General features: G+C 71.5%; 22 protein-coding genes and 1 pseudogene. 12 read left to right on the forward strand and 11 right to left on the reverse strand.

Annotated features, from left to right (window positions below):
• The 3 genes and pseudogenes from IM725_RS15050 to IM725_RS15060 form a co-directional block, all read right to left on the reverse strand.
• Window positions 1–280 (reverse strand): RNA recognition motif domain-containing protein (locus IM725_RS15050; RefSeq protein WP_193781456.1); only part of this gene is annotated, 280 nt, incomplete at its 3' end.
• Window positions 281–537: 257 nt separating this feature from the next.
• Window positions 538–861 (reverse strand): annotated as a pseudogene (locus tag IM725_RS15055) (RNA recognition motif domain-containing protein); the annotation flags it as partial.
• A gap of 217 nt (window positions 862–1,078) precedes the next feature.
• On the reverse strand, window positions 1,079–2,281 hold the full coding sequence (locus tag IM725_RS15060) for an ammonium transporter (protein ID WP_193781458.1): 1,203 nt from the start codon (window positions 2,279–2,281) through the stop codon (window positions 1,079–1,081).
• 288 nt (window positions 2,282–2,569) lie between these two features.
• Between IM725_RS15060 and metX the strand changes: the two genes are divergently transcribed.
• Genes metX through IM725_RS15085 form a run of 5 tightly spaced genes read left to right on the forward strand, consistent with a single transcriptional unit; the run spans window position 2,570 to window position 7,283 of the window.
• Window positions 2,570–3,700: a homoserine O-succinyltransferase MetX gene (gene metX, locus IM725_RS15065; RefSeq protein WP_193781459.1), complete on the forward strand. Its 1,131-nt coding sequence runs from the start codon at window positions 2,570–2,572 to the stop codon at window positions 3,698–3,700.
• Complete coding sequence (metW, locus tag IM725_RS15070; protein ID WP_193781460.1) at window positions 3,697–4,284, forward strand: methionine biosynthesis protein MetW; 588 nt, start codon at window positions 3,697–3,699, stop codon at window positions 4,282–4,284. Before metX ends, metW begins: the two co-directional genes overlap by 4 nt.
• Window positions 4,281–5,621: a chromate efflux transporter gene (gene chrA, locus IM725_RS15075; protein WP_193781461.1), complete on the forward strand. Its 1,341-nt coding sequence runs from the start codon at window positions 4,281–4,283 to the stop codon at window positions 5,619–5,621. Before metW ends, chrA begins: the two co-directional genes overlap by 4 nt.
• Before the next feature lie 34 nt (window positions 5,622–5,655).
• Window positions 5,656–6,666, forward strand: a complete 1,011-nt coding sequence (gene denD / locus IM725_RS15080; RefSeq protein WP_193781462.1) for a D-erythronate dehydrogenase — start codon at window positions 5,656–5,658, stop codon at window positions 6,664–6,666.
• A 14-nt stretch (window positions 6,667–6,680) separates the two neighbouring features.
• The gene (locus IM725_RS15085) at window positions 6,681–7,283 is read left to right on the forward strand and encodes an IMPACT family protein (protein WP_193781463.1); all 603 of its coding nucleotides are present in this window, start codon (window positions 6,681–6,683) and stop codon (window positions 7,281–7,283) included.
• Here the strand turns inward: IM725_RS15085 and IM725_RS15090 are convergent.
• Together IM725_RS15090 and IM725_RS15095 are read right to left on the reverse strand one after the other, a co-directional pair.
• Window positions 7,213–8,082 carry a cytochrome c oxidase assembly protein gene (locus tag IM725_RS15090; protein ID WP_193781464.1) on the reverse strand — a complete coding sequence of 290 codons (870 nt, stop codon included), beginning with the start codon at window positions 8,080–8,082 and terminating at the stop codon, window positions 7,213–7,215. The genes IM725_RS15085 and IM725_RS15090 overlap by 71 nt on opposite strands.
• Window positions 8,079–8,318: a hypothetical protein gene (locus IM725_RS15095; protein ID WP_193781465.1), complete on the reverse strand. Its 240-nt coding sequence runs from the start codon at window positions 8,316–8,318 to the stop codon at window positions 8,079–8,081. Before IM725_RS15095 ends, IM725_RS15090 begins: the two co-directional genes overlap by 4 nt.
• A 276-nt stretch (window positions 8,319–8,594) precedes the next feature.
• On the opposite strand from IM725_RS15095, the gene IM725_RS20455 reads away from it, so the two are divergent.
• Both IM725_RS20455 and IM725_RS15100 read left to right on the forward strand, forming a co-directional pair.
• Window positions 8,595–9,125 (forward strand): cytochrome b, encoded by a 531-nt coding sequence (locus tag IM725_RS20455; protein WP_227753843.1) that lies wholly within the window; start codon window positions 8,595–8,597, stop codon window positions 9,123–9,125.
• Between the two features lie 14 nt (window positions 9,126–9,139).
• Window positions 9,140–10,081, forward strand: coding sequence for a beta-propeller fold lactonase family protein (locus IM725_RS15100; protein WP_227753844.1), 942 nt, complete (start codon window positions 9,140–9,142; stop codon window positions 10,079–10,081).
• Window positions 10,082–10,099: 18 nt separating this feature from the next.
• On the opposite strand, the gene IM725_RS15105 is transcribed toward IM725_RS15100, so the two are convergent.
• Both IM725_RS15105 and IM725_RS15110 read right to left on the reverse strand, forming a co-directional pair.
• Window positions 10,100–10,294: a DUF3606 domain-containing protein gene (locus IM725_RS15105; RefSeq protein WP_193781467.1), complete on the reverse strand. Its 195-nt coding sequence runs from the start codon at window positions 10,292–10,294 to the stop codon at window positions 10,100–10,102.
• Window positions 10,295–10,427: 133 nt separating this feature from the next.
• Entirely contained in the window at window positions 10,428–11,192 is a 765-nt protein-coding gene (locus IM725_RS15110) for a DUF72 domain-containing protein (RefSeq protein WP_193781468.1), read from the reverse strand.
• Between the two features lie 84 nt (window positions 11,193–11,276).
• Between IM725_RS15110 and IM725_RS15115 the strand changes: the two genes are divergently transcribed.
• Both IM725_RS15115 and IM725_RS15120 read left to right on the forward strand, forming a co-directional pair.
• Window positions 11,277–12,749, forward strand: a complete 1,473-nt coding sequence (locus IM725_RS15115; protein ID WP_193781469.1) for a M20 family metallopeptidase — start codon at window positions 11,277–11,279, stop codon at window positions 12,747–12,749.
• Window positions 12,746–13,600 carry an alpha/beta hydrolase gene (locus tag IM725_RS15120; protein ID WP_193781470.1) on the forward strand — a complete coding sequence of 285 codons (855 nt, stop codon included), beginning with the start codon at window positions 12,746–12,748 and terminating at the stop codon, window positions 13,598–13,600. Before IM725_RS15115 ends, IM725_RS15120 begins: the two co-directional genes overlap by 4 nt.
• Here IM725_RS15120 and IM725_RS15125 read toward each other — a convergent pair.
• Together IM725_RS15125 and IM725_RS15130 are read right to left on the reverse strand one after the other, a co-directional pair.
• A complete protein-coding gene (locus tag IM725_RS15125; RefSeq protein WP_193781471.1) occupies window positions 13,597–14,319 on the reverse strand; it encodes a 16S rRNA (uracil(1498)-N(3))-methyltransferase in 723 nt (240 codons plus the stop codon). The two genes, IM725_RS15120 and IM725_RS15125, sit on opposite strands and share 4 nt — an antisense overlap.
• A 4-nt stretch (window positions 14,320–14,323) precedes the next feature.
• Window positions 14,324–15,400 carry an aminoglycoside phosphotransferase family protein gene (locus IM725_RS15130; RefSeq protein WP_193781472.1) on the reverse strand — a complete coding sequence of 359 codons (1,077 nt, stop codon included), beginning with the start codon at window positions 15,398–15,400 and terminating at the stop codon, window positions 14,324–14,326.
• A 28-nt stretch (window positions 15,401–15,428) separates the two neighbouring features.
• Here IM725_RS15130 and IM725_RS15135 point away from each other — a divergent pair, with 28 nt between their 5' ends.
• Genes IM725_RS15135 through rsmA form a run of 3 tightly spaced genes read left to right on the forward strand, consistent with a single transcriptional unit; the run spans window position 15,429 to window position 19,904 of the window.
• Window positions 15,429–17,801 carry an LPS-assembly protein LptD gene (locus IM725_RS15135; RefSeq protein ID WP_193781473.1) on the forward strand — a complete coding sequence of 791 codons (2,373 nt, stop codon included), beginning with the start codon at window positions 15,429–15,431 and terminating at the stop codon, window positions 17,799–17,801.
• Window positions 17,802–17,808: 7 nt separating this feature from the next.
• Window positions 17,809–19,125 carry a peptidylprolyl isomerase gene (locus IM725_RS15140; protein WP_193781474.1) on the forward strand — a complete coding sequence of 439 codons (1,317 nt, stop codon included), beginning with the start codon at window positions 17,809–17,811 and terminating at the stop codon, window positions 19,123–19,125.
• Complete coding sequence (gene rsmA / locus IM725_RS15145) at window positions 19,122–19,904, forward strand: 16S rRNA (adenine(1518)-N(6)/adenine(1519)-N(6))-dimethyltransferase RsmA (protein WP_193781475.1); 783 nt, start codon at window positions 19,122–19,124, stop codon at window positions 19,902–19,904. The genes IM725_RS15140 and rsmA overlap by 4 nt, the downstream gene beginning before the upstream one ends.
• 58 nt (window positions 19,905–19,962) lie before the next feature.
• Here rsmA and IM725_RS15150 read toward each other — a convergent pair whose 3' ends face one another.
• Both IM725_RS15150 and IM725_RS15155 read right to left on the reverse strand, forming a co-directional pair.
• Window positions 19,963–20,580: a response regulator transcription factor gene (locus IM725_RS15150; protein ID WP_193781476.1), complete on the reverse strand. Its 618-nt coding sequence runs from the start codon at window positions 20,578–20,580 to the stop codon at window positions 19,963–19,965.
• On the reverse strand, window positions 20,573–22,502 hold a 1,930-nt coding region (locus tag IM725_RS15155; protein ID WP_193781477.1), incomplete at its 5' end, for a sensor histidine kinase. The genes IM725_RS15155 and IM725_RS15150, both read right to left, overlap by 8 nt.

Below are 22,502 nucleotides of genomic sequence, written 5' to 3' on the forward strand. Positions count from 1 at the left end.
GATGGGCAGTGACGCCGAAGCGCGGGCGCGGTTCCATCGGGCGGGCTTCGTTGACGACGACGCTGCGGCCGCCGAGCGATTGGCCGTTCATGCCGCTGATGGCGGCCTGCGCCTCGGCGTCACTGCCCATCTCCACGAAGCCGAAGCCCTTGGAGCGACCGGTGTCGCGTTCCATCATGACCTTGGCGCTGGTGACGCTGCCGAACTGGCCGAAGGCCTGCTCCAGGTCACTGTCGCGCACCGAGTACGGCAGGTTGCCGACGTAAAGTTTATTGCCCATCGAGGGACTCCTGAAAAATGAACACTGAAGCGATGGAGTCCCGATAACCGCATTCCACCCCGGGCGCGAAAAGTGACCTGATCACCGCAATCTTTGCGTGAATACAACTGGCACGCTTTGGCATTATGGCCAAATCTTCACGCCGTGTGCACCTGCACCAACACGAGCGTTAACCCTGAAGCCAACGCTCGTGTGTGAGGCTTTTTAAGCCCTTTTATTGCATTTCCAGCAACAAAGGGCGGCTGGGCTTACCAGCGGCCGCCGCCGCCGCCACCACCGTAGCCGCCACCACCGCCGCCGCCGCCGTAGCCGCCGCTGCGCGGAGCGCGGGCTTCCATGGGACGGGCTTCGTTGACGACCACGTTGCGGCCGCCCAGGGACTGGCCGTTCATGCCTTCGATGGCGGCCTGCGCTTCGGCGTCAGAACCCATCTCGACGAAACCGAAGCCCTTGGAGCGGCCGGTGTCGCGTTCCATCATCACCTTGGCGCTGGAAACGGTGCCGTAAGCGGAGAAGGCGTCTGCCATGTCCTGATCGCGGACGGAATAGGGCAGGTTGCCCACGTAAAGCTTGTTGCCCATGAAAGGGGCTCCTCATAAATAAACGCACTCAGCGATGGAGCCCGAAAACGCAATCAAAAAGCAACCACGCGAACCGACAAACACCGCACCCGCCGGCCCATGGGCCGGCACCCCGATTATGGACCGATGTCACCGTCCTACCCCAAACCGGGCCGGAACGGGGGGCTCCAGGGCCCAAACCGTTGCTGGGGGTCGACAGCCGCCGGCCCCCGGCAGCTCACCAGTTGGCCTCGCGCTCGGGCGTGGAGCCGATCTTGTGGATGGCCAGGTCGGCGCCCTCGTACTCCTCCTCGGGCGACAGGCGCAGGCCCCAGGCCTGGCGGATCACGCCGTAGACCACGAAGCCGCCGGCCAGGGCCCACAGCACGCCCAGGCCGGTGCCCAGGGCCTGCGCCGCCAGGTTCACCCCGCCCAGGCCGCCCAGGGCCCGCGTGCCGAAGATGCCGGCCGCGATGCCGCCCCAGGCCCCGCACAGCCCGTGCAGCGGCCACACGCCCAGCACGTCGTCGATCTTCCACTTGTTCTGGGTCCAGGTGAACATGCCCACGAACAGCGCACCGGCGATGGCGCCCACCACCAGCGCGCCCAGCGGGTGCATCAGGTCGGACCCGGCGCACACCGCCACCAGGCCGGCCAGCGGCCCGTTGTGCACGAAGCCCGGGTCGTTGCGGCCCAGGGCCAGCGCGGCCAGCGTGCCCCCCACCAGCGCCATCAGCGAGTTCACCGCCACCAGCCCGCTCATCTTGTCCAGGGTCTGGGCGCTCATCACGTTGAAGCCGAACCAGCCGACGATCAGGATCCAGGCGCCCAGGGCCAGGAAGGGGATGTTAGACGGCGGGTGGGCCGACATCGCGCCATCCTTGCGGTAGCGGTTGCTGCGCGCGCCCAGCAGCAGCACGGCGGGCAGCGCGATCCAGCCCCCCATGGCGTGCACCACCACGGAGCCGGCGAAATCATGGAACTCGTCGCCGGTCAGCGACTTGATCCACGCCTGGATGCCGAAGGCCTGGTTCCAGGCCACGCCCTCGAAGGTCGGGTAGACCAGGCCCACCAGCACCGCGGTTGCCAGCAGCTGCGGCGCGAAGCGGGCCCGCTCCGCGATGCCGCCGGAGATGATGGCCGGGATGGCCGCCGCGAAGGTGAGCAGAAAGAAGAACTTCACCAGCTCGTAGCCGTTGTGCGCGGCGAGCTGCTCCGCCCCCGTGAAGAAGTGGGTGCCGTAGGCCACGCCGTAGCCCACCAGGAAGTAGGCCACGGTGGAGACCGAGAAGTCCGCCAGGATCTTGACCAGTGCGTTGACCTGGTTCTTCTTGCGTACCGTGCCCAGTTCCAGGAAGGCAAAGCCGGCGTGCATGGCCAGCACCATGATGCCGCCTAGCAGGATGAACAGAGCGTCCGTGCCCTGTTTGAGTGCGTCCATGAGGTCCTCTTTGGATTAAAACTGCTTTGTTTTGGTGCATGAGCGCCGCTATTGGGCGAGCTGCACCAAAGCAAAGCAATATCCGCGCCAGATTCGTGCGGATTGATCCGGGATGGTGCGTTGCGCGGCCGTTCTGCCGCCTGTGTGTCTGGCGGAGGCCGTTGCTATACTGAAGACCTCAGCGCCGATTTGCTTCCGCTTGCGGGCGCTTTTACAAATTCAGCTAAAACGAAGCCCCATCAACCCGGCCTCGTGATTAGCGAGCCGGGTTTTTTGTTGCTGCTGCCGATGCCCTTGATTGCACATCCACAGTCCATGGCCTTCGAGGCGCCGCTGGCCTTGACCAGCGGTGCGTCCATCGCGGGCTACACGCTGGCCTACGAGACCTACGGCCAGCTCAATGCCGACCGCAGCAACGCGGTGCTGGTCTGCCACGCGCTCAACGCCTCCCACCACGTGGCCGGCGTCTACGAAGGGCAGAGCAAGTCCGAAGGCTGGTGGGACAACATGATCGGCCCGGGCAAGCCGGTGGACACCGACCGCTTCTTCGTCATCGGCGTGAACAACCTGGGTTCCTGCTTCGGCTCCACCGGGCCCATGCACGCCAACCCCGCCACGGGGCGGCCCTATGGCGCCGACTTCCCGGTGGTCACGGTGGAGGACTGGGTCAACGCCCAGGCCCGGCTGCTGGACGCGCTGGGCATCGAGTCGCTGGCCGCGGTGATGGGCGGCAGTCTGGGCGGCATGCAGGCGCTCTCCTGGACCCTGCAGTACCCGCAGCGGGTGCGGCACGCGGTGGTGGTCGCCAGCGCGCCCAACCTGAATGCCGAGAACATCGCCTTCAACGAGGTGGCGCGCCGCGCCATCGTGACCGACCCGGACTTCCACGGCGGCCACTTCTACGGCCACGGCGTGGTGCCCAAGCGGGGCCTGCGCATTGCCCGCATGATCGGCCACATCACCTACCTGTCGGACGACGTGATGAACGAGAAGTTCGGCCGGCAGCTGCGCGAAGGGATCTCGCCCAAGTACAGCACGCAGGACGTCGAGTTCCAGATCGAGAGCTACCTGCGCTACCAGGGCGACAAGTTCAGCGAGTACTTCGACGCCAACACCTACCTGCTGATCACGCGCGCGCTGGACTACTTCGACCCGGCCGGCCGGCACGGCGGCAGCCTGGCCCAGGCGCTGGCCCAGGCGCAGGCGAAGTTCCTGCTCGTGAGCTTCAGCACCGACTGGCGCTTCTCGCCCGCGCGCAGCCGCGAGATCGTCAAGGCGCTGCTGGACAACCGGCGCGACGTGAGCTACGCCGAGATCGACGCACCGCACGGCCACGACGCCTTCCTGCTCGAGGACCCGCGCTACCACGCCGTGGTGCGCTCCTTCTTCGAGCGCATCGGCAGCGGGGTGGCGGCATGAGCGACCGGCAACTGCTCCAGTCTGTGGCGCGCCTGGTGCCGCACGGCGCCCGCGTGCTCGACCTGGGCTGCGGCGACGGCGCCCTGCTGGACCACCTGCAGCGCGAGCGCGGGTGCACCGGCTACGGCATCGAGATCGCCGACGCCAACGTGCTGGCCTGCGTGAAGCGCGGCGTCAACGTGATCCAGCTGAACCTGGACGAAGGCCTGTCCATGTTCGACGACGCCTCCTTCGACGTGGTGCTGCAGGTCGACACGCTGCAGCACCTGCGCAACACCGAGACCATGCTGGTGGAGACCGCGCGCGTGGGCCGCACCGGCATCGTGGCCTTCCCCAACTTCGCGCACTGGCCCAACCGCCTGGCCATCCTGCGCGGGCGCATGCCGGTCACCAAGCGCCTGCCCTACCAGTGGTACGACACGCCCAACATCCGCGTCGGCACCTTCAAGGACTTCGAGGTCCTGGCCACGCGCAACCGGCTCAGCATCCTGGACGCCTACGGCCTGCAGGAGGGCCAGGAGGTCCGGCTGCTGCCCAACCTGCGCGCCGGCACGGCCGTCTTCAAGTTCGAACGCGGCGCATGAGCGAGCACCGGCGCAGCGTGTCTTTCAGGGAGGCGCTGCGCTTCTGGCTCTGGCTGGGCTTCGTCAGCTTCGGTGGCCCGGCCGGGCAGATCGCGGTGATGCACCGCGAGCTCGTCGAGCGGCGGCGCTGGATCTCCGAGCGGCGCTTCCTGCATGCGCTGAACTACTGCATGCTGCTGCCCGGGCCCGAGGCCCAGCAGCTCGCCACCTACATCGGCTGGCTGATGCACCGCACCTGGGGCGGCGTCGTGGCCGGCGGCCTGTTCGTGCTGCCCTCGCTGGTGCTGCTGGTGGCGCTGTCGGGCGTCTACGCGGCCTGGGGCCAGGTGCCCGTGATCGCCGGGCTCTTCTACGGCATCAAGCCGGCGGTCGTCGCCATCGTGCTGCAGGCGGTGTGGCGCATCGGCAGCCGCACCCTGCGCGACCCGCGGCAGGTGCCGCTGCTGTGGGCGATCGCGCTGGGCAGCTTCGTCGCCATCGCCTTCCTGCAGGTGGGCTTCCCCTGGGTGGTGGGCGCGGCCGCGCTGCTCGGCTGGGCCGGCGCGCGGGTGTGGCCGGCGCAGTTCCCGGGTGGCCGCGGCCACGCCCCGGCACCCGTGCCGCCGGGCGAGCCCTTCGTGATCGACGATGACACGCCCACGCCGGTGCACGCCCGCTTCTCGCGCGGGGGGCTCGTGCGCGTGGTGCTCGCCGGCGCGGCGCTGTGGGCCCTGCCCCTGGCCCTGCTCGTGGCCCTGGGCGGATGGCAGGGGCCGCTGGCCCGCATGGCGGTCTTCTTCACGAAGGCCGCGCTGCTCACCTTCGGCGGCGCCTATGCGGTGCTGCCCTATGTGTTCCAGGGGGCGGTCGAGCAGTTCCACTGGCTCACCGCCGCGCAGATGATGGACGGCCTGGCGCTGGGCGAAACCACGCCCGGGCCGCTCATCATGGTGGTGGCCTTCGTCGGCTTCGTCGGCGGCTGGACGAAGCAGGTGCTGGGCCCGGACGCGCTGTTCTGGGCCGGCGCGCTGGCCGCCAGCGTGGCCACCTGGTTCACCTTCCTGCCGAGCTTCCTCTTCATCCTGGCGGGCGGCCCGCTGGTCGAGGCCACGCACGGCAACCTGCGGTTCACCGCGCCGCTGACCGGCATCACCGCCGCCGTGGTGGGCGTGATCGCGAGCCTGGGGCTGTTCTTCCTGGTGCACGTGGGGTGGCCCGACGGCCACGCCGTGGATGGGGCCGCGCTCGTCATCGCCGCGGGCGCCGCCGTGGCCCTGCTGCGCTTCAAGCTGGGCGTGATCCCTGTGATCTTCACCTGCGCCCTGGCGGGCCTGGCCTGGCGCCTGGCCGGCCTATGATGGCCGCGTCGAAGACCACAAGGAGACACGGCGCATGAACATCCTGATCACCGGCGGCAGCGGCTTCCTGGGCGCGCGCCTCGCCCGCACCCTGCTCGCGGCCGGCCAGCTCTCGGCCGCCGGCGCGCCGCCGCAGCCCATCACACGCATCGTGCTGGCCGACCGTGCCGCCCCGCCCGACGACCTGGCGCGCGATGCCCGGGTGCAGTTCCAGGGCGGCGACCTGAACGCGCAGATCGCGGCCGGCGTGCTGCCCGCGCCCGGGACGGACGTGGTCTTCCACCTCGCGGCCGCCGTCAGCGGCGAGTGCGAGGCCGATTTCGACCTCGGCATGCGCAGCAACCTGGCGGCCACGCAGGGGCTGCTGGAGGCCTGCCGCCAGCTGGGCACGGCGCCCGTGTTCGTGTTCGCGAGCTCGCTGGCCGTGTTCGGCAAGCTGCCCGGGCACGGCATGCCCGCCCTGATCGAGGACTACACGCTGCCCACGCCGCAAGGCAGCTACGGCATCCAGAAGTTCATCGGCGAGCAGCTGGTGACGGACTTCGCCCGCAAGGGCTTCGTGCGCGGCCGCAGCGTGCGGCTGATGACGGTCAGCGTGCGGCCGGGCCGGCCCAACGGTGCGGCGTCCAGCTTCCTGTCGGGCATGGTGCGCGAGCCCCTGGCCGGCGTGCGCGCGCCGGTGCCGGTGCCGGCGGAGACGGTGGTGGCCCTCTCCTCGCCCGCCCGCACCGTCGAGGGCATCGTCAAGGCTGCCGAGGCGCCGGCCGAGGTCTGGGGCCCCCTCACCGCGGTCAACCTGCCCGCGATCCGCACCACCGTGGGCGAGATGGCGGCTGCGCTCGAGCGCGTCGCCGGCCCCGCGGCCACGGCCCTGCTGGACTGGGCCCCCGACGCCGCGATCCAGCGCCTGGTCGAAACCTGGCCCGGCAACGTGGCCGCCGCCCGCGCGAACGCGATGGGCCTGCAGGCCGACAGCGACTTCGAGGCCATCGTGCGCGACTACGTGCGCGAGAACCCGCAGGCGGTGAAGCTGCCACTGCGCTGACCGGCGCCCCTGCCTTGCCCTTCACGCTCGCCCGGCCGGCGCACAGCGACGTCCTCATCCGCAAGAGCCGCTTCATCGGCCAGGTGCAGGCGGTGGCGGACCGGGCCGAGGCGCAGGCCATCGTCGCCGCGCTGCGCGCGCAGCATCCCGACGCGGCCCACGTGTGCTGGGCCCTGCTCGCCGGCGGGCAATCGGCCGCCAACGACGACGGCGAGCCCGGCGGCACCGCCGGGCGCCCCATGCTGGAGGTGCTGCGCCGCCAGGACCTGGAGGGTGTGCTTGCCGCCGTCGTGCGCTACTTCGGCGGCGTGAAGCTGGGCGCGGGCGGCCTGGCGCGGGCCTACACGGATGCGGTCGCGCAAGCGCTGCTGGGTGCCGAGAAGCTGCCGCTGCGTGCCATGGCCACGCTGGCCTGCAGCGTGCCCTACGCGCTGGAGGGCGTGGTGCGGCGCGAGCTGCAGGCCGCGGGCGCGACCCTGCTCGCGGTGGACCATGGCAGCGCGGTGACCCTGCGCTTTCGCGTCTTCGCCGACGAGGCGCATCCGCTCAGGGCGCGCCTGGGCGAGGCCGGGCAAGGGGCGCTGGCCTGGGCCCCCGCGGACGCTGCGCCGGACTGAGCAGGCGCGCGCCCAGCCACAGGGCACAGCCCAGGTACACGATGCTGCCGGGCACCCACATCAGCAGGCCGCCCAGCTGCTGGTCGGCCAGCGGGTCCAGGCCCCAGGGCAGCGCCGTGGCGCGCGGGTCCATGTAGAGCGCCTGGGGCGCGAGCGTGAGCAGGGCGCCCAGCGCGCCGGTGTGCAGCAGCGTGGTGAACAGCGAGAGCAAGGCCGGGCCCGCGGTCGTGCGGCGCCGTGCCTGCGGCCTCAGCACGCTCCACCAGAACAGCAGGGCGGTGCCCAGGAAGCTGGTGTGCTGCAGCGCATGCACCGCTTCGTTGTGCAAGGCGGCGTCGAACAGGGCCGGCAGGTGCCAGCCCCACAGGGCGAGCGCATGCAAGGCCCACGCGCCCAGCGGCCGCGTGATCGCTTGCCAGCCGACCTGCCAGCCCGGCGTGCGGAAGAACGCGCCCAGCGCCCGCGAGCGTCCCTGCGGCAAGGCCCAGGCCCACGCGGCCAGCGGCCGGCCCAGCACCAGCAGGGGCGCCGCCGCCAGCATCAGGAGCTCGTGCTGCAGCATGTGGGCGCAGAACAGCTGCTCGGCCCAGGCGTCCAGCGGCGACAGCAGCGCCGCGGCGAGGAGGGACCAGCCCGCGGCGAAGGCCAGCACCTGCCCCAGGCCCAGCCCGCGGCGCGCACCGGCCCGCCGCCACAGCCGCGCGACCCCCAGCGCGTAGCCTGCGAGCGAGAGCGCCAGCAGGGCCAGCACCCAGGCGCTCGCGGCGCCCGCGGCTTCGGCCGTGTCCGCGGGCGTCACGGCCGCCAGGGCGCCGCCGTGGGCGTGCGCTGAGCGGCTGGGGCGTGGCGCGCGGCCCGGGCACCGTCCGCGGCGCTTGTGCAGGCCGCCGTGTCTGCAGGCGACACCCAGCGCTGTGCCGTCGCGCAGGGTCCGTGGAGTTCCGAAGCGAGCACGTAGTCGCTGAGGGACAGAAGCAGCAGCACGAGCAGCAGCCCGGCGAGGCAGCGCAGGAAGAAGCCCATGATCGGCGTCATGGCTGGCCTTCGGGCGCGCAGGCGGCGGCGCGTGGCGCAGGAAGCGCGGGGACGGGCGCTGGGACCCGGGGGGCAGGCGTTGCCGAGCTCATCCCATCTCCATTGAAGAGTTGACATGCAGCCCCTGCCACCTGGCGCGCCCGCGCCCGCACTCCCTGTGCTCGCGGTGCACCGGCATGCGTGCCCGCGGTTTCTCGAACCAGTTTACCCAGCGTGCAATTTTTTGGGGCATCATCTCCTGCGCTTTTTCTTGTTCAGTACCGAGGGCAGCGAGCGATGGAGACAACGGGCCACTACACGCGAACGGCAGTGCTGCTGCACTGGCTGATCGCGGCCGCGCTCATCGCCGAGCTGGTGCTGGGCTGGTGGATGCAGGGCGTGCCCAAGACGCCGCCGGGCGTGCGCGCCGGCTGGTTCAACCTGCACAAGTCCGTGGGCCTGGCGGTGATGGTCCTGGTGGTGGTGCGCCTGGCCTGGCGCGCCACCCACCGGCCGCCCGCCGAGGACGCCCTGCCGGCCTGGCAAAGGCTGGCCTCGCACGCCAACCACGCGATCCTGTACGTGGGCATGGCCGCGCTTCCGCTGACCGGTTACCTGGGCTCGGCCTTCTCGGGCTACCCGGTGAAGTTCTTCGGCTGGACCCTGCCCGCCTGGCACGGCGAATGGGCGCAGGGCAAGGCCTTCATGGCCAACGCCCACGAGGCGATCTCGTGGGTGCTGGTGGTCTGCGTGAGCCTGCACGTGGCCGCCGTCGGCTGGCACCTGCTGCGCCGCGACGGCATGGCCGGCCGCATGGCATTGCGTTGAAAGGAACCCTCATCTTGCGATTCAAGACCCGCCTGCTCGCCCTGCCCCTCGCGCTCGCCTGGGGCCTGGCCGGCGCCGCCCCGTTCGCCTTCGTGCCCAACCAGAAGGGCGGCAGCGTCAGCGTCATCGACACCGCCACCGACCAGGTCGTGCGCGAGATCCGCACCGGCGGCCATCCGCGCGGCGTCGCGCTCGATGCGCAGGCGCAGCACCTGTACGTCAGCAACGAGGACCAGGGCCTGCAGGTGGTGGACACGGCCAGCGGCAAGGTGGTCTCCAACCTGCCGCTGGGCCCCTCGCCCGAAGGCCTGGCGATCTCGCCCGACGGCCACTGGGTCGCGGCCGCGGTGGAGGAGGCGAACGAGATCGCGCTGGTGGACCTGGCCAGCATGACGGTGGCCGCGCGCATCAAGGTCGACGGCAAGAACCCCGAGCATGCGGAGTTCTCGCCCGACGGCAAGTGGCTGTACACCGGCGCCGAGGAAGGCACCGAGGTCAACGTGATCGACCTGGCCTCGCGCAAGCAGGTGGCGCGCGTGCCGGTGGGCCGGCGCCCGCGCGGCATCGCCTTTACGCCCGATTCCCGCCTGGCCTTCGCGGCCTGCGAGCTCGACGGCGTGGTCTACGTCATCGACACGGCGACGCAGAAGGTGGTGGGCCAGGTCAAGGCCGGCGACTTCGCCAACGGCCTGGTGGCCAGCCCCGACGGCCAGCGCGTCTACGTGTCCAACGGCCGCTCGGCCACCGTCATGGCCATCGACGTCGCGCGCCTGGCCGTGGTGGGCGAGGTGCCGGTGGGCCAGCGGCCCTGGAACATGGCGCTCACGCCGGACGGCGCGAAGCTGTACGTGGCCAACGGCCGCTCCAACTCCGTCAGTGTCATCGACACCGCGAAGATGGCGAAGATCAAGGACGTGCCCGTGGGCGCCGCGCCCTGGGGCGTCGTGCTGCGCTGAGGGCCGCCGGGGCGGCGCTCACAGCGTGATGACGACGGGGCTGCCGTCGATCAGCTGTTCCACCGCCGCCGCCCGGTTGCCGACCTCCGCCACCGCCTCGCGCAGCTGCGCCTCGCTGCAGCCGAAGCGTTTTCGCCACCAGCTCACTTCGCGCGGATCGTCAAGGTCGATCAAGCCGCGATCGGCGGGCACGGTTTCGAAGACGTAGGCCATGGTGTGTGCGCTCCCTGTTGTTCTGTGCTGACAGCAAGTATTGGACCCGGGCCGCGCGCCCTGCCGAGTGCGCCAAGGTCGGAAGCGGATGTCGTCCCGCTCCTACCGTGCTATGAAAAAAATAGCAACGGAATCAGGCGGGATAACGATCAAGCTCATGGATGAGCGCCACGGCCGCGTCGGGCGCCCGCTCCTTGTCGCCATCGATGAAGAGCAGGTACACCTCATGCGCCGGGCTGCGCGCGGCCCAGGCCCGGGCGCCCTCGGCCCATTGCGCCAGTTCCCCGGCCGGGTAGCCGGTGGGGCAGTCGGCGCGGTTCCGCATCAGCCGCAGGTAGGCCAGCGGCCCCTGCACGTCGGCGATGGCGGGCATGCGCGGGCTGTCGGTGTGCACGGTGGCGCAGCCATGGGCCCGCGCCAGCGCCAGGTACTGCGGGCTGTCGAAGCTTTCGTGCCGCACGTCCAGCACATGGCGCAGCGCCAGGCCGCCCACCTCGCGCGGCAGCAGCCGCAGGAAGGCCGCGAAGTCCTCCGGGTCGAAGGCCTTGGTGGCCGGAAAGCTCCACACCAGCGGCCCCAGGCGCGGCCCCAGCCGCTCCAGGCCGCTGGCCATGAAGCGCTCGATGGCGGGGCCGGCCTCGGCCAGCCGCCTGCGGCTGGTGCAGGCCATGTGGGCCTTGAGCGAGAAGACGAAATCCTCGGGCACCTGGGCGGCCCAGGCCTCGAACACCGGCGGCGTGAACACGGTGTAGAAAGTGCCGTTCACCTCGATGGTGGACAGGCGACGGCTGGCCCAGGCCAGCTCCTGGGCATGCGGCAGGCCCGGCGGGTAGAAGCTGCCGCGCCAGGCCGGGAAGTTCCAGCCACCGATGCCGACCCGGATGCGTGCGCCGTTCATCGCGGCATGCTAGTGCAAGCCGCGTGCGCCCGGCGTAAAGTGCGTGCTCCGGCGCCCCGCGCGCCCCAGTGACACAGCCCAGCCATGAACGCACCCCTTCACCGCGAGATGCCCGGCGCGCTGCTCGACAGCGCCGCCGCCCTGGACCACGCCACCCGGCAGTGGGACGGCGACATCGTCCGCCAGCTCAGCGAGTACATCGCCATCCCGGCCAAGTCGCCCGGCTTCGACAAGGACTGGGCCGCGCACGGCCACATCGAGACCGTGGTGCGCAACGCGGCGGCCTGGGTCGAGGCGCAGAAGGTCGAGGGCCTGCGCCTGGAAGTGGTGCGGCTGCCCGGGCGCACGCCGGTGATCTTCTTCGAGATCGCGGCCACGCGCACCCCGTCCACGCAGACCGTGCTGATGTACGGCCACCTGGACAAGCAGCCCGAGTTCAACGGCTGGCGCAGCGACCTGGGCCCCTGGACGCCCAAGTACGAGGACGGCAAGCTCTACGGCCGCGGCGGCGCCGACGACGGCTACGCGGTCTATGCCAGCATCGCCGCCGTGCAGGCGCTCAAGGCCCAGAAGGTGCCGCACCCGCGCATCGTCGGCCTGATCGAGACCTGCGAGGAATCCGGCTCCTACGACCTGCTGCCCTACGTGGACGCGCTGCGGCCCCGGCTGGGTGATGTGGGCCTGGTGATCTGCCTGGATTCCGGCGCCGGCAACTACGACCAGCTCTGGCTCACCACCTCGCTGCGCGGCATGGCCAGCGGAACGCTCAAGGTCGAGGTGCTGACCGAGGGCGTGCACTCGGGCGATGCCTCGGGCCTGGTGCCTTCGAGCTTTCGCATCATGCGGCAGGTGCTGGACCGGCTGGAGGACAGCGCCACCGGACGCCTGCTGCCGGCCAGCTTCCACTGCGAGGTGCCGGCCGAGCGCATGGCCCAGGCGCAGGCCACGGCCGCCATCCTCGGCGACGAGTTGTACAAGCGCTTTCCCTGGGCCCACTACGACTGCGGCGGCGCGACGATGTCCGTGCTGCCCACCACCACCGACCCGGTGCAGGCGCTGCTGAACCGCACCTGGGCGCCCACGCTCTCCGTCACCGGCGCCGAAGGCTTTCCCGCCCTGCAGGACGCCGGCAACGTGCTGCGGCCCTACACCGCGTTCAAGCTCTCGCTGCGCCTGCCTCCGCTGGTGGACGCGGCGCGCGCGGTGCAGGAGCTCAAGGCCCTGCTGGAGGACAACGCCCCCTACCAGGCCCGCGTGACCTTCGAGTCGGGCGGCGGCGCCACCGGCTGGAACGCACCCAGCACCGCGCCCTGGTTCGCGCAGGCGCTGGATGCCGCCTCGCAGGCCCACTTCGGGGCCTCCTGCGGCTTCATCGGCCAGGGCGGCACCATCCCGCTCATGAACCTGCTGAGCCAGGGCTTCCCGACGGCGCAGATGATGGTCTGCGGCGTGCTGGGGCCCAAGAGCAATGCGCACGGCCCGAACGAGTTCCTGCACGTGCCCTATGCCAAGAAACTGACCGCGGCGGTGGCGCAAGTCGTCGCCAGCATGCCGTGAGCGTGGCACCCGAGGCCACGCTCTCCACCTTCACCGCGTCCGACGGCGCCAACCTCGCCGTCCAGGACTGGCCCTTGCCCGAGGGCTTGGCGGTGCGCGGCATCGTGCTCATCACGCACGGCCTGGGCGAGCATGCCGGCCGCTACGACGCGCTGGCCCGCCGGCTCAACGGCTGGGGCTTCCTGGTGCGCGGCTACGACCATTTCGGGCATGGCGATTCGGACGGCCCGCGGGGCGGCCTGGGCCGCGACCTGCGGCTGGTGGAGGACCTGGTCGACGTGCTGGACAGCACCCGGGCGCGCTTCGGCCGCGAGCTGCCGCTGGTGCTGCTGGGCCACAGCCTGGGCGGCCTGGTCGCCGCCGCGGTGGTGGCCCGCGGGCTGGCCCGGGTGGATGCGCTCGTGCTGTCCTCGCCGGCCCTGGCGCTGGGGCTGTCCCCGGTGCAGCGCCTGCTGCTGGGCACCCTGCCGCGTTTTGCGCCCGAGCTGCGGGTGGGCAACGGCCTGGACCCGCGCTGGCTCTCGCACGATGCGCAGGTGGTGGCCGCCTACCGGGCCGACCGGCGCGTGCACGACCGCATCAGCGCCCGCCTGGGCCGCTTCATGGACAACGAGGGCCGGGCGGTGCTGGCGGCCGCGCCCCGGTGGCGCACGCCCACGCTGCTGCTGTACGCCGGCGCGGACCGCCTCGTCTCGCCGGCGGGCAGCGAGGCTTTTGCCCAGGCGGCGCCGCGCGGCGCCGTGACCACGCGCGGCTTTCCCGGCCTGTTCCACGAGATCTTCAACGAGGAAGAGGCCCGGGCCGCGCCGGTGTTCGCCGCGCTCAAGGCCTGGCTGGAGGCCCGCTTCTAGGCCTCGGCCACGGGCGCCAGACTGCCGGCGATGGCCAGCAGCGCCAGGGGCGCGGTTTCCGCGCGCAGGATGCGGGGCCCCAGCGTGACGGGCTCGAAGCCGGCCGCGAGCGCGGCCTGCTCCTCCTCGGGCGAAAAGCCGCCTTCCGGCCCCGAAAGCGCCAGCAGGGGGCCGGCCTCGGGCATGAAGGGCCGCGCGCCGCCGGCGGTCGACAGGATCACCCGCCGGCCCGCCGGCAGCGGGCCCGCCAGCCAGCTGCGAAAGTCGGCCACGGGCGCGACCCCGGGCACCCGGTTGCGCCCGCACTGCTCGCAGGCCGCCTCGGCCACGGCGGCCCAGTGCTGGCGCTTCCTGTCGGCGCGTTCGCCGGCCAGCCGCAGCACGCTGCGCGAGGTCTGCACCGGCAGGAAGCCGGCCGCCCCCAGCTCGGTGGCCTTCTCGACCAGCCAGTCCATGCGTTCGTTGGCAGGCATGGCCACGGCCAGGTGCACGGGCCAGGGCGCCTCGCGCTCCAGCGGGTGGTGCGTGCCCAGGCGCACGCTCACGTCCTGGCGGCCCATGCGCTCGACCTGCGCGTCCCATTCGCCGCCGGTGCTGTCGAACAGCGTGAGCGGCTCGCCCGGCTGGAGCCGCAGCACCTGCACGTGCCGCGCCGCGCGCGGCGGCAGGGCGATCACCTGGCCGGCGGCCAGGGGCGGGGGACAGAACAGGCGGGGCATGCGCTCAGGGCCGACCGAAGGCCCAGACCGCGTCGTCCTTGGTGCCCTCGACCTCGTCGACCAGGCGCAGCAGCGGCGCCAGCTCGCGGTAGCGGTTGGCGGTATGGCGGATGTAGCGGATGAAGCGCGGCGCATCCTCCAGGTACCGGGGCTTGCCGTCGCGCAGCGTGAGGCGGGCGAAGATGCCGGCCACCTTGAGGTGCCGCTGCAGGCCCATCCATTCCACGGCCTTGTAGAACTCGCCGAAGTCCGGGTCCACCGGAAGGCCCGCCTTCTGGGCCTTCTGCCAGTAGCGCACGGTGATGTCGAGCACGAACTCCTCGTCCCAGCTGATGAAGGCGTCGCGCATCAGGCTGGCGATGTCGTAGGTGATGGGGCCGTAGACCGCGTCCTGGAAGTCCAGCACGCCCAGCCGCGGCTCGGCGGGGTCGGGCGGCAGCATCAGGTTGCGCGGCATGAAGTCGCGGTGCACGAAGACCAGCGGCGACGCCAGGTTGCGCAGCACGATGAGCCGGAACACGCCGTCCAGCGTGGCCCGCAGGTCGCCTTCGACGCGCACCTGGCGGTGCTTCTCCAGGTACCAGTCGGGGAACAGGGCCAGCTCGCGCTGCAGCAGGGCCGCGTCGTAGAGCGGCAGCACATCCGGGCGCGAGGCCAGCTGCCAGGCGATGAGGGCGTCCACGGCGCGCAGGTAGATCGCGCGGTTGGCGTCCGCGCTCTCGCGGTCCAGCACCTCGATCATGGTCTGCGTGCCCAGGTCGTCCAGCAGCATGAAGCCCGCTGCCTCGTCCCAGGCGAGCACGCGCGGCACCCGCAGGCCGGCCTCGTGCATGAGCCCGGCGACGCGCACGAAGGGGTGGCAGTCCTCCTTGTCGGGCGGCGCGTCCATGACGATGCGGCTGGCACCGTCGGCGCTGTCCACGCGCAGGTAGCGCCGGAAGCTGGCGTCGGCCGAGGCCAGCCGGACGGTGTGCGGCAACAGGCTGTGGGCGGGGGCGGTGGCGGCGAGCCAGGCCTCGAATGCGGCGGCGCGCGCCGGGTCGGCCCAGGCCACGGCGGGGGAGTTCAGGGGGTCGCTCATATGGATAATCCATTCTACAAACCGCCCGATGCGCCACTCCACTTCCCAGGCGACCCCCGCCCGCTACGCGCCGACGCCGATCGCCCTGGTGGCCTTCGCGTTGCTGCATGGCGTCGCGCAGGCCCAGACCCCCGCCGAGCCGCCGCTGGTGCTGCAGACCAGCCGCAGCCTGCGCGAGGACATCCCTGCGGCCGTGCGCAGCGAGCAGCCGACCTTCGTCGGCGGCGACAGCGTGCAGGGCCGGCCCGACCTGGAAACCGTGATCGAGGGCCATGCCGAGCTGCGCCGCGGCGACACCGTCATCCATGCCGACCGGCTGGAGTACTACCAGCCCGACGACCTGGCCAAGGCCCGCGGCAACGTGCGCATCAACCGGGCGGGCAACATTTACGAGGGTCCGCAGCTCGAGCTCAAGGTCGAAGCCTTCGAGGGCTTCTTCGCCAACCCCAGCTATCGCCTGCTGCGCAACGACGCCTACGGCACGGCCGACCGGGTCGACTTCATCGACGACAAGCGCTCGGTCATCCGCAACGCCACCTACACCACGTGCCAGCGCCGGCCCGGCCCGGACTGGATGCCCGACTGGATCCTGCGCGCAACCAGCCTGCGCATCGACGAGGAAGAGGGCGTGGGCCAGGCGAGCGGCGCGGTGCTCAGCTTCATGGGCCTGCCCGTCCTCCCGGTCCCGGGCCTGAGCTTCCCGCTGTCGGAGCAGCGGCGTTCCGGCGTGCTGCCGCCCACCCTGGGCATCGACAGCCTGAGCGGGGTGCAGCTCACCCTGCCCTACTACTGGAACATCGCGCCCAACCGCGACGCCACGGTCTACCCCACGCTCATGAGCAAGCGCGGGATCGACCTGGGCGGCGAATTCCGCTACCTGGAGAGCGGCTACAACGGCCGGGTGCGGGCCGACTTCATGCCCTCCGACCAGCTGCGCCACGAGAACCGCTGGGCCTACCTGGCGCAGCACAACGGCACCCTGGGTTCCCTGGACGGCTCGCCCGTGGGCCTCAGCCTGAACCTGAACCGGGTCAGCGACGACAACTACTGGCGCGACTTCACGCACGCGTCCACGACCGCGCTGACCCAGCGCCTGCTGTCCAACGATGGCAGCCTGAACTGGGCCAAGGGCGATTTCTCGATGCGCCTGGCCGCCCAGCAGTGGCAGACCCTGCAGGACCCGACGGCGCCCATCGTGCCGCCCTACGACCGGTTGCCGCAGCTGCAGGCGCGCTACCTGAAGAACACGCTGCCCGGCGGCTTGCAGGCCTCGGTCGAGACCGACTTCACGCGCTTCCACTCATCCGACCCCACGCTCAACCAGCAGCCCAATGGCGACCGTGCCTACCTGCTGGGGCAGCTGAGCCTGCCCGTTCGCACGCCGGGCTGGTTCGTGGAACCCAAGGTGCAGCTGCACCTGACCGAGTACCGCTTCGACACGCCCTTGCTGGCCACCGGCGCGACCAGCGCCGAGCGCACGGTGCCCACCTTCAGCCTGGACAGCGGCCTGGTCTTCGAGCGCGATGCCGTGTACTTCGGCCGCGCCTTCCGCCAGACGCTGGAGCCGCGCGCCTTCTACACCTACACGCCCTTCCGCGACCAGTCGGCGCTGCCCAACTACGACACCGCGCCCTTCGATTTCAGCTTCGCCACCATCTGGCAGGGCAACAGCTACGTCGGCAACGACCGCATCGCCGACAACGACCTGCTTACCGTGGGCGCCACCACGCGCCTGCTGGACCCCGACACCGGGGCCGAGGCGGCGCGCTTCGGCATCGCCCAGCGTCTGCGCTTCAAGGACGAGCGCGTCGTCCTGCCGGGCGAAACCCCGATCTCCGAGCGCCTGTCGGACCTGCTGTTCGTTGCGTCCATCGCCTGGACGCCGAAGTGGGGGGTGGACACCACCGTCCAGTACAACCCCAAGACCGGGCAATCGGCCCGCTCCACGCTGCTGGCCCGCTACAGCCCCTCGGCCTACCACCTGTTCACCTTCGGCTACCGCCTGCAGCGCGGCCAGAGCGAGCAGGTCGACCTGGGCTGGCAGTGGCCGCTGAACGACCTGTGGGGCGACTACGGCACCCCGCAGGGGCCCGGCAAGGGCGAGGGCGAAGGCCGCTGGTACGGCGTGGGCCGCCTGAACTACAGCGTGCGCGATCGGCGCATCGTCGACAGCGTCATGGGCTTCGAGTACGACGGCGGCTGCTGGATAGGCCGCGTGGTGCTGGAGCGCGTGCAGAACGGCACCACGACCTCCAACACCCGCATCCTGTTCCAGATCGAGTTCAGCGGCTTCGGCGCGCTGGGCTCGGGCGCGCTCCAGACCTTGCGGGACAATATTCCCCGCTACCAGTTCCTGCGTCAGCAAACCACGCAGCCCAGCCGCTTCGGCAATTACGATTGAACCCACCATGAACACCCGCGCTCTCGTCCTGTGGCTGGCCGCCCTGCTCTGCGCCGTGGCGGCCCCGCTGCCCGCGTCCGCGCAGGCCACGCGCCAGGCCGACTACATCGTCGCCGTCGTCAATTCCGAGCCCATCACCAACTACGAGGTGCGGGCCCGTGCCGAGCGCTTCGCCCAGCAGCTGGCGCAGCAGGGCCAGGCCATCCCGCCCAGCGACGTGTTCCTGCGCCAGGTGCTGGAACGGCTGATCAACGAGCGTGCGCAGATCCAGCTGGCCAAGGAGAACGGCATCAAGGTGGACGAGGCCCAGGTGGACCAGGCCGAGCAGAACATCGCCCGGCGCAACGGGCTGGAAGTGCCCGAGCTGCGCCGCCGCATGCAGGCCGACGGCATCGCGCCGGCCAAGTTCCGCGAGGACCTGCGCAACCAGCTGCTGCTGCAGCGCCAGCGCGAGCGCGAATTCGACAACCGCGTCCGCGTGAACGACCTGGAGCTCGACCAGTTCATCGCCGAGCAGAAGGCCGCCGCGGCCGACCCGTCCTCGGCCGCGCTGGACCTGGCGCAGATCCTGGTCGCCGTGCCCGAGAACGCCACCGATGCGCAGGTGCAGTCGCTCAAGGCCAAGGCCCAGCGCGCGCTGGACCGGGCCCGCGCCGGCGAGGATTTCGCCAAGCTGGCGCGCGAGTTCTCCGACGCGCCCGGCGCCGCCACCAACGGCGGTGCGATGGGCTTGCGGCCGCCGGACAGGCTGCCTTCGCTGTTCGTCGACGCTGTGCGCAAGGTGCCCGACGGCGGCGTGAGCGACATCGTGCGCTCGGGCGCGGGCTTCCACATCCTCAAGGTGCTGGAGCGCCAGGGCGGCGGCCTGCCGACCACCGTGGTGCAGAGCCACGCGCGCCACATCCTGCTGCGCGTCACGCCGCAGCTGAGCGAGGCGCAGGCGCTGCGGCAGCTGGCCGACTTCAAGCGCCGCATCCAGCAGGGCCAGGCCGATTTCGCGCAGCTCGCCAAGGAATACTCGCAGGACGGCAGCGCCCGCAACGGCGGCGACCTGGGCTGGGCCAACCCCGGCCTGTTCGTGCCCGAGTTCGAGGAGGCCCTCGACAGCCTGGCGCCCGGCCAGATCGCCGACCCGGTGATCTCGCGTTTCGGCGTGCACCTGATCCAGCTGCTGGAGCGCCGCCGCGCGCCGCTGACGCCGGCCGAGCAGCGCGAGATCGCGCGCAACATGCTGCGCGAGAAGAAGATCGAAGAGGCCTACACCACCTGGGCGCAGGAAACGCGGGGCCGCGCGTACGTCGAGTACCGCGATCCGCCGCAGTGACGCGCCACGTCGCACGCAAGCGGTTCGGGCAGCACTTCCTCAGCGACCCGGCCATCATCGACGCCATCGTGCGGGGCATCGCGCCCCGCCCCGGCCAGGCCATGGTCGAGATCGGCCCGGGCCTGGCGGCCCTCACGCAGCCGCTGGTGGAGCGCCTGGGGCGGCTCACCGTCATCGAGCTGGACCGCGACCTGGCGGCCCGCCTGCGCCAGCATCCGCAGCTCTCGGTGATCGAATCCGACGTGCTGCGGGTGGACTTCGGCGCCATCGCCCGCGACGCCGGGATGCCGCTGCGGGTGGTGGGCAACCTGCCCTACAACATCTCCAGCCCCATCCTGTTCCACCTGCTGCCCTTCGCGGCCCAGGTCGAGGACCAGCACTTCATGCTGCAGAAGGAAGTGGTCGACCGCATGGTGGCGCAGCCCGCCACCAGCGACTACGGCCGGCTTTCGGTGATGCTGCAATGGCGCTACGCGATGGAGTCCATCCTGCACGTGCCGCCGGAGGCCTTCGATCCGCCGCCACGCGTGGACAGCGCCGTGGTGCGCATGGTGCCGCTCGCGGCGCCCGCCGCCGTGAATCCTGGCCGGCTCTCGGCCCTGGTCCAGGCCGCCTTCAGCCAGCGCCGCAAGCTGCTGCGCCACAGCCTGGGCCCCTGGCTGGCCCAGCAGGGCTTCACCGGGGAGTTCGACCTGCAGCGCCGTGCCGAGGAAGTGCCGGTGCAGGAATACCTGGCGCTCACCGCAGCGCTGCCTGAAGCGGGGCCTGCGCCCGCCTAGTCGGGTTCGCGGTGGGTGGCGCTACCCGCCGAGCCCCGCTGAGCCGGTGCCCGGCGCTTTACTTCGCGGCCAGCAGCGTCGCCACTTCGGCGGCCGAACGCACGCCCAGCTTGGCGTAGACGCGGGCGCGGTGCACCTCCACCGTTCGCACCGCCACGTGCAGCTCGTCGGCGATCACCTTGTTCAGCTTGCCGGCCGCGACCCGCAGCATCACCTCGCGCTCCCGCTCGGTCAGGCTGTCCAGGCGCGCGCGGCGCTCGGCGGCCTGCGCATCGTTCTGCTGCATCGCGGCCTCCACCGCCAGGGCCTGGCCGATGCGGTCGACCAGGGCCTGGTCGCTGCAGGGCTTTTCCAGGAAGTCGAAGGCGCCCTTCTTCAGCGCCTCCACCGCCATGGGGATGTCGCCATGGCCGGACAGGAAGAGCACCGGGTTGCGAAGCCCGCGCGCCACGATCTCGTCGTGCACGCGCAGCCCCGACATGGGCTCCATGCGGATGTCCAGCAGCACCACGCCCCGGGCCGGCTGGGCGGCCGCCAGCGCCGCCAGCAGCGAGGGCCCGTCGGCGTGGGCCTGCACGCGAAGGCCGTGCGAGGCCAGCAGGAAGGCCAGCGCGTCGCGCACCGGCTCTTCGTCGTCGGCCAGCCAGACCGTGCCCTGCAGCCCGCCCTCAGCCATGCTGCAAGACCTCCTCGGCGGTGCTTTCTTCCTCGCCGTGCAGGTCCACCGGCAGGGTGAGCGAGAAGCAGGCGCCCCCGCCGTGCGCCTCGCTGGCGTCGAACACGCCATGGTGGGCCTCGATGATGGAACGGCAGATGGCCAGCCCCATGCCCATGCCCTCGGACTTGGTGGAATAGAAGGGCGCGCACAGCGCCTCGATGCGGCGCCCGTTCAGGCCCGGGCCGTTGTCGCAGACGTCGATGCGCGCGAAGCGCCCGTCTGCGCTGCGCGAGGTGCTCACCTCCACGCGGCGCTCGCCCGCCTGCTCGGCCAGCGCATCCGCCGCGTTGCGCACCAGGTTCACCACCACTTGCTCGAGCAGGATCGCGTCAGCGACGATGGGCGCGAGCCGCGCATCCAGGCGAAGCTCGACCTGCACGCCGCGCCGGTCCACGTCGCGGCGCAGCAGGTCCAGCGCCCCGCGCACCACCGTGTTCACGTCGCAGGCCTCCAGCCGCGGCTCGCGCCGCGTGAGGAAATCGCGGATGCGTTGCACGATGGCGCCGGCATGGCTGGCCTGCTCGCCCAGGCGCTGCAGGGCCCGCACCAGCACCGGGTCGGGCGCCGGCCCGCGCTGCAGGGAGTTGAGCACCCCCGCGCCGTAGCTCGCGATGGCCGTGAGCGGCTGGTTAAGCTCATGGGCGAGCGTGGAGGCCACCTCGCCCAGCATGGTCAGGCGGGCATGGTGGGCCATCACCTCGGTCTGCCGCAGCTCCCGCTCTTCCATGCGCTTGCGCTCGGTGAGGTCGATGATGGAGCCCATCCAGCCGATCTGGCGGCCGTGCGCATCCACCAGCGGCGCCTCGAACACCATGACCGGAAAGGTGTGGCCGTCGCGGTGCCGCCAGACCGCCTCGTAGCCCTCGCGCGGCGCCTGCCCCGCCATGTTGCGGCGGTGCCGCTGCATCGTGGCCTCCAGCGAGTCGGGCGGCCAGTAGGGCATGGGCGGCATCAGCCCGACCAGCTCCTCCGGCGACCAGCCCACCATGGCCGCCAGGGAGCGGTTGACGTAGACCAGCCGGCCTTCCAGGTCGCGCGCGCGCAGGCCCACGCGCAGAGAATCCTCCATGGCGCGGCGCCAGGCGGCCTCGCCGCGCCAGGCTTCCTCGGCGTGCACCAGCTGCGCCATCTGGCGCCGCAGCAGCAGCGTGCTGAACACGATCAGCAGCGTGAAGCCCGCGATCAGGCCCAGCGGCAGCGTGCTGTACCAGGGGCGCAGCGGCTCGCGCGAGACCAGCTCCAGCCAGGCGTCGCCCAGGCTGGACTCCATGCTCACCCGGTAGCTCTCGGCCTCCGGCGTGCCGCCGGCCTCGGCGGTGGAGGCGATCACCGTGCCCGTGCCGTCGATCAGCCGCACGTCGTACTTGTGCGCCAGCCACCAGGGAATGTTCTGGCGCAGCATCTGGCCGGGCGAATAGCGCATGACCAGCGTGCCGCCATCGGCCAGCGGCTGCGACATGTGGGCCGACAGGCCCTCGGCCGCGTTCGGCGGCCGCGGCTGGGCCGGCAGCTGCGCCAGGTTGCGGTTGCGCGCGTCCAGCCAGCTGACGCTGATCCAGCCGCGCTGCAGGCCCTCCAGCACCTCGGGCATCGCGCCGAAGGCCTCGGGGCCGTCCTGGCGCGCATCGAGCCGGCGCCCCAGCTCGGCCAAGCGCTCGCGCTCGGCGTCGACCCGGTCCTCGATCTGCTTGCGCAGCGACAGCGCGTCGGTGATCAGGGCCTCGCGGATCTCTTCCTGGGCGCGGCTTTGCGCCTGCCGCACGGCCAGCAGCAGCGCCGCCACCAGCACCAGGGTGAGCACCAGCGGCAGCAGCCACAGTCCGCCCCAGCGCGCGGCGCCGGGCGGCAGGGCCAGGGGCGGCGGGCTGGAGGACGGGGGC

The organism is Ramlibacter aquaticus, from assembly GCF_015159745.1.
Classification (GTDB): domain Bacteria; phylum Pseudomonadota; class Gammaproteobacteria; order Burkholderiales; family Burkholderiaceae_C; genus Ramlibacter; species Ramlibacter aquaticus.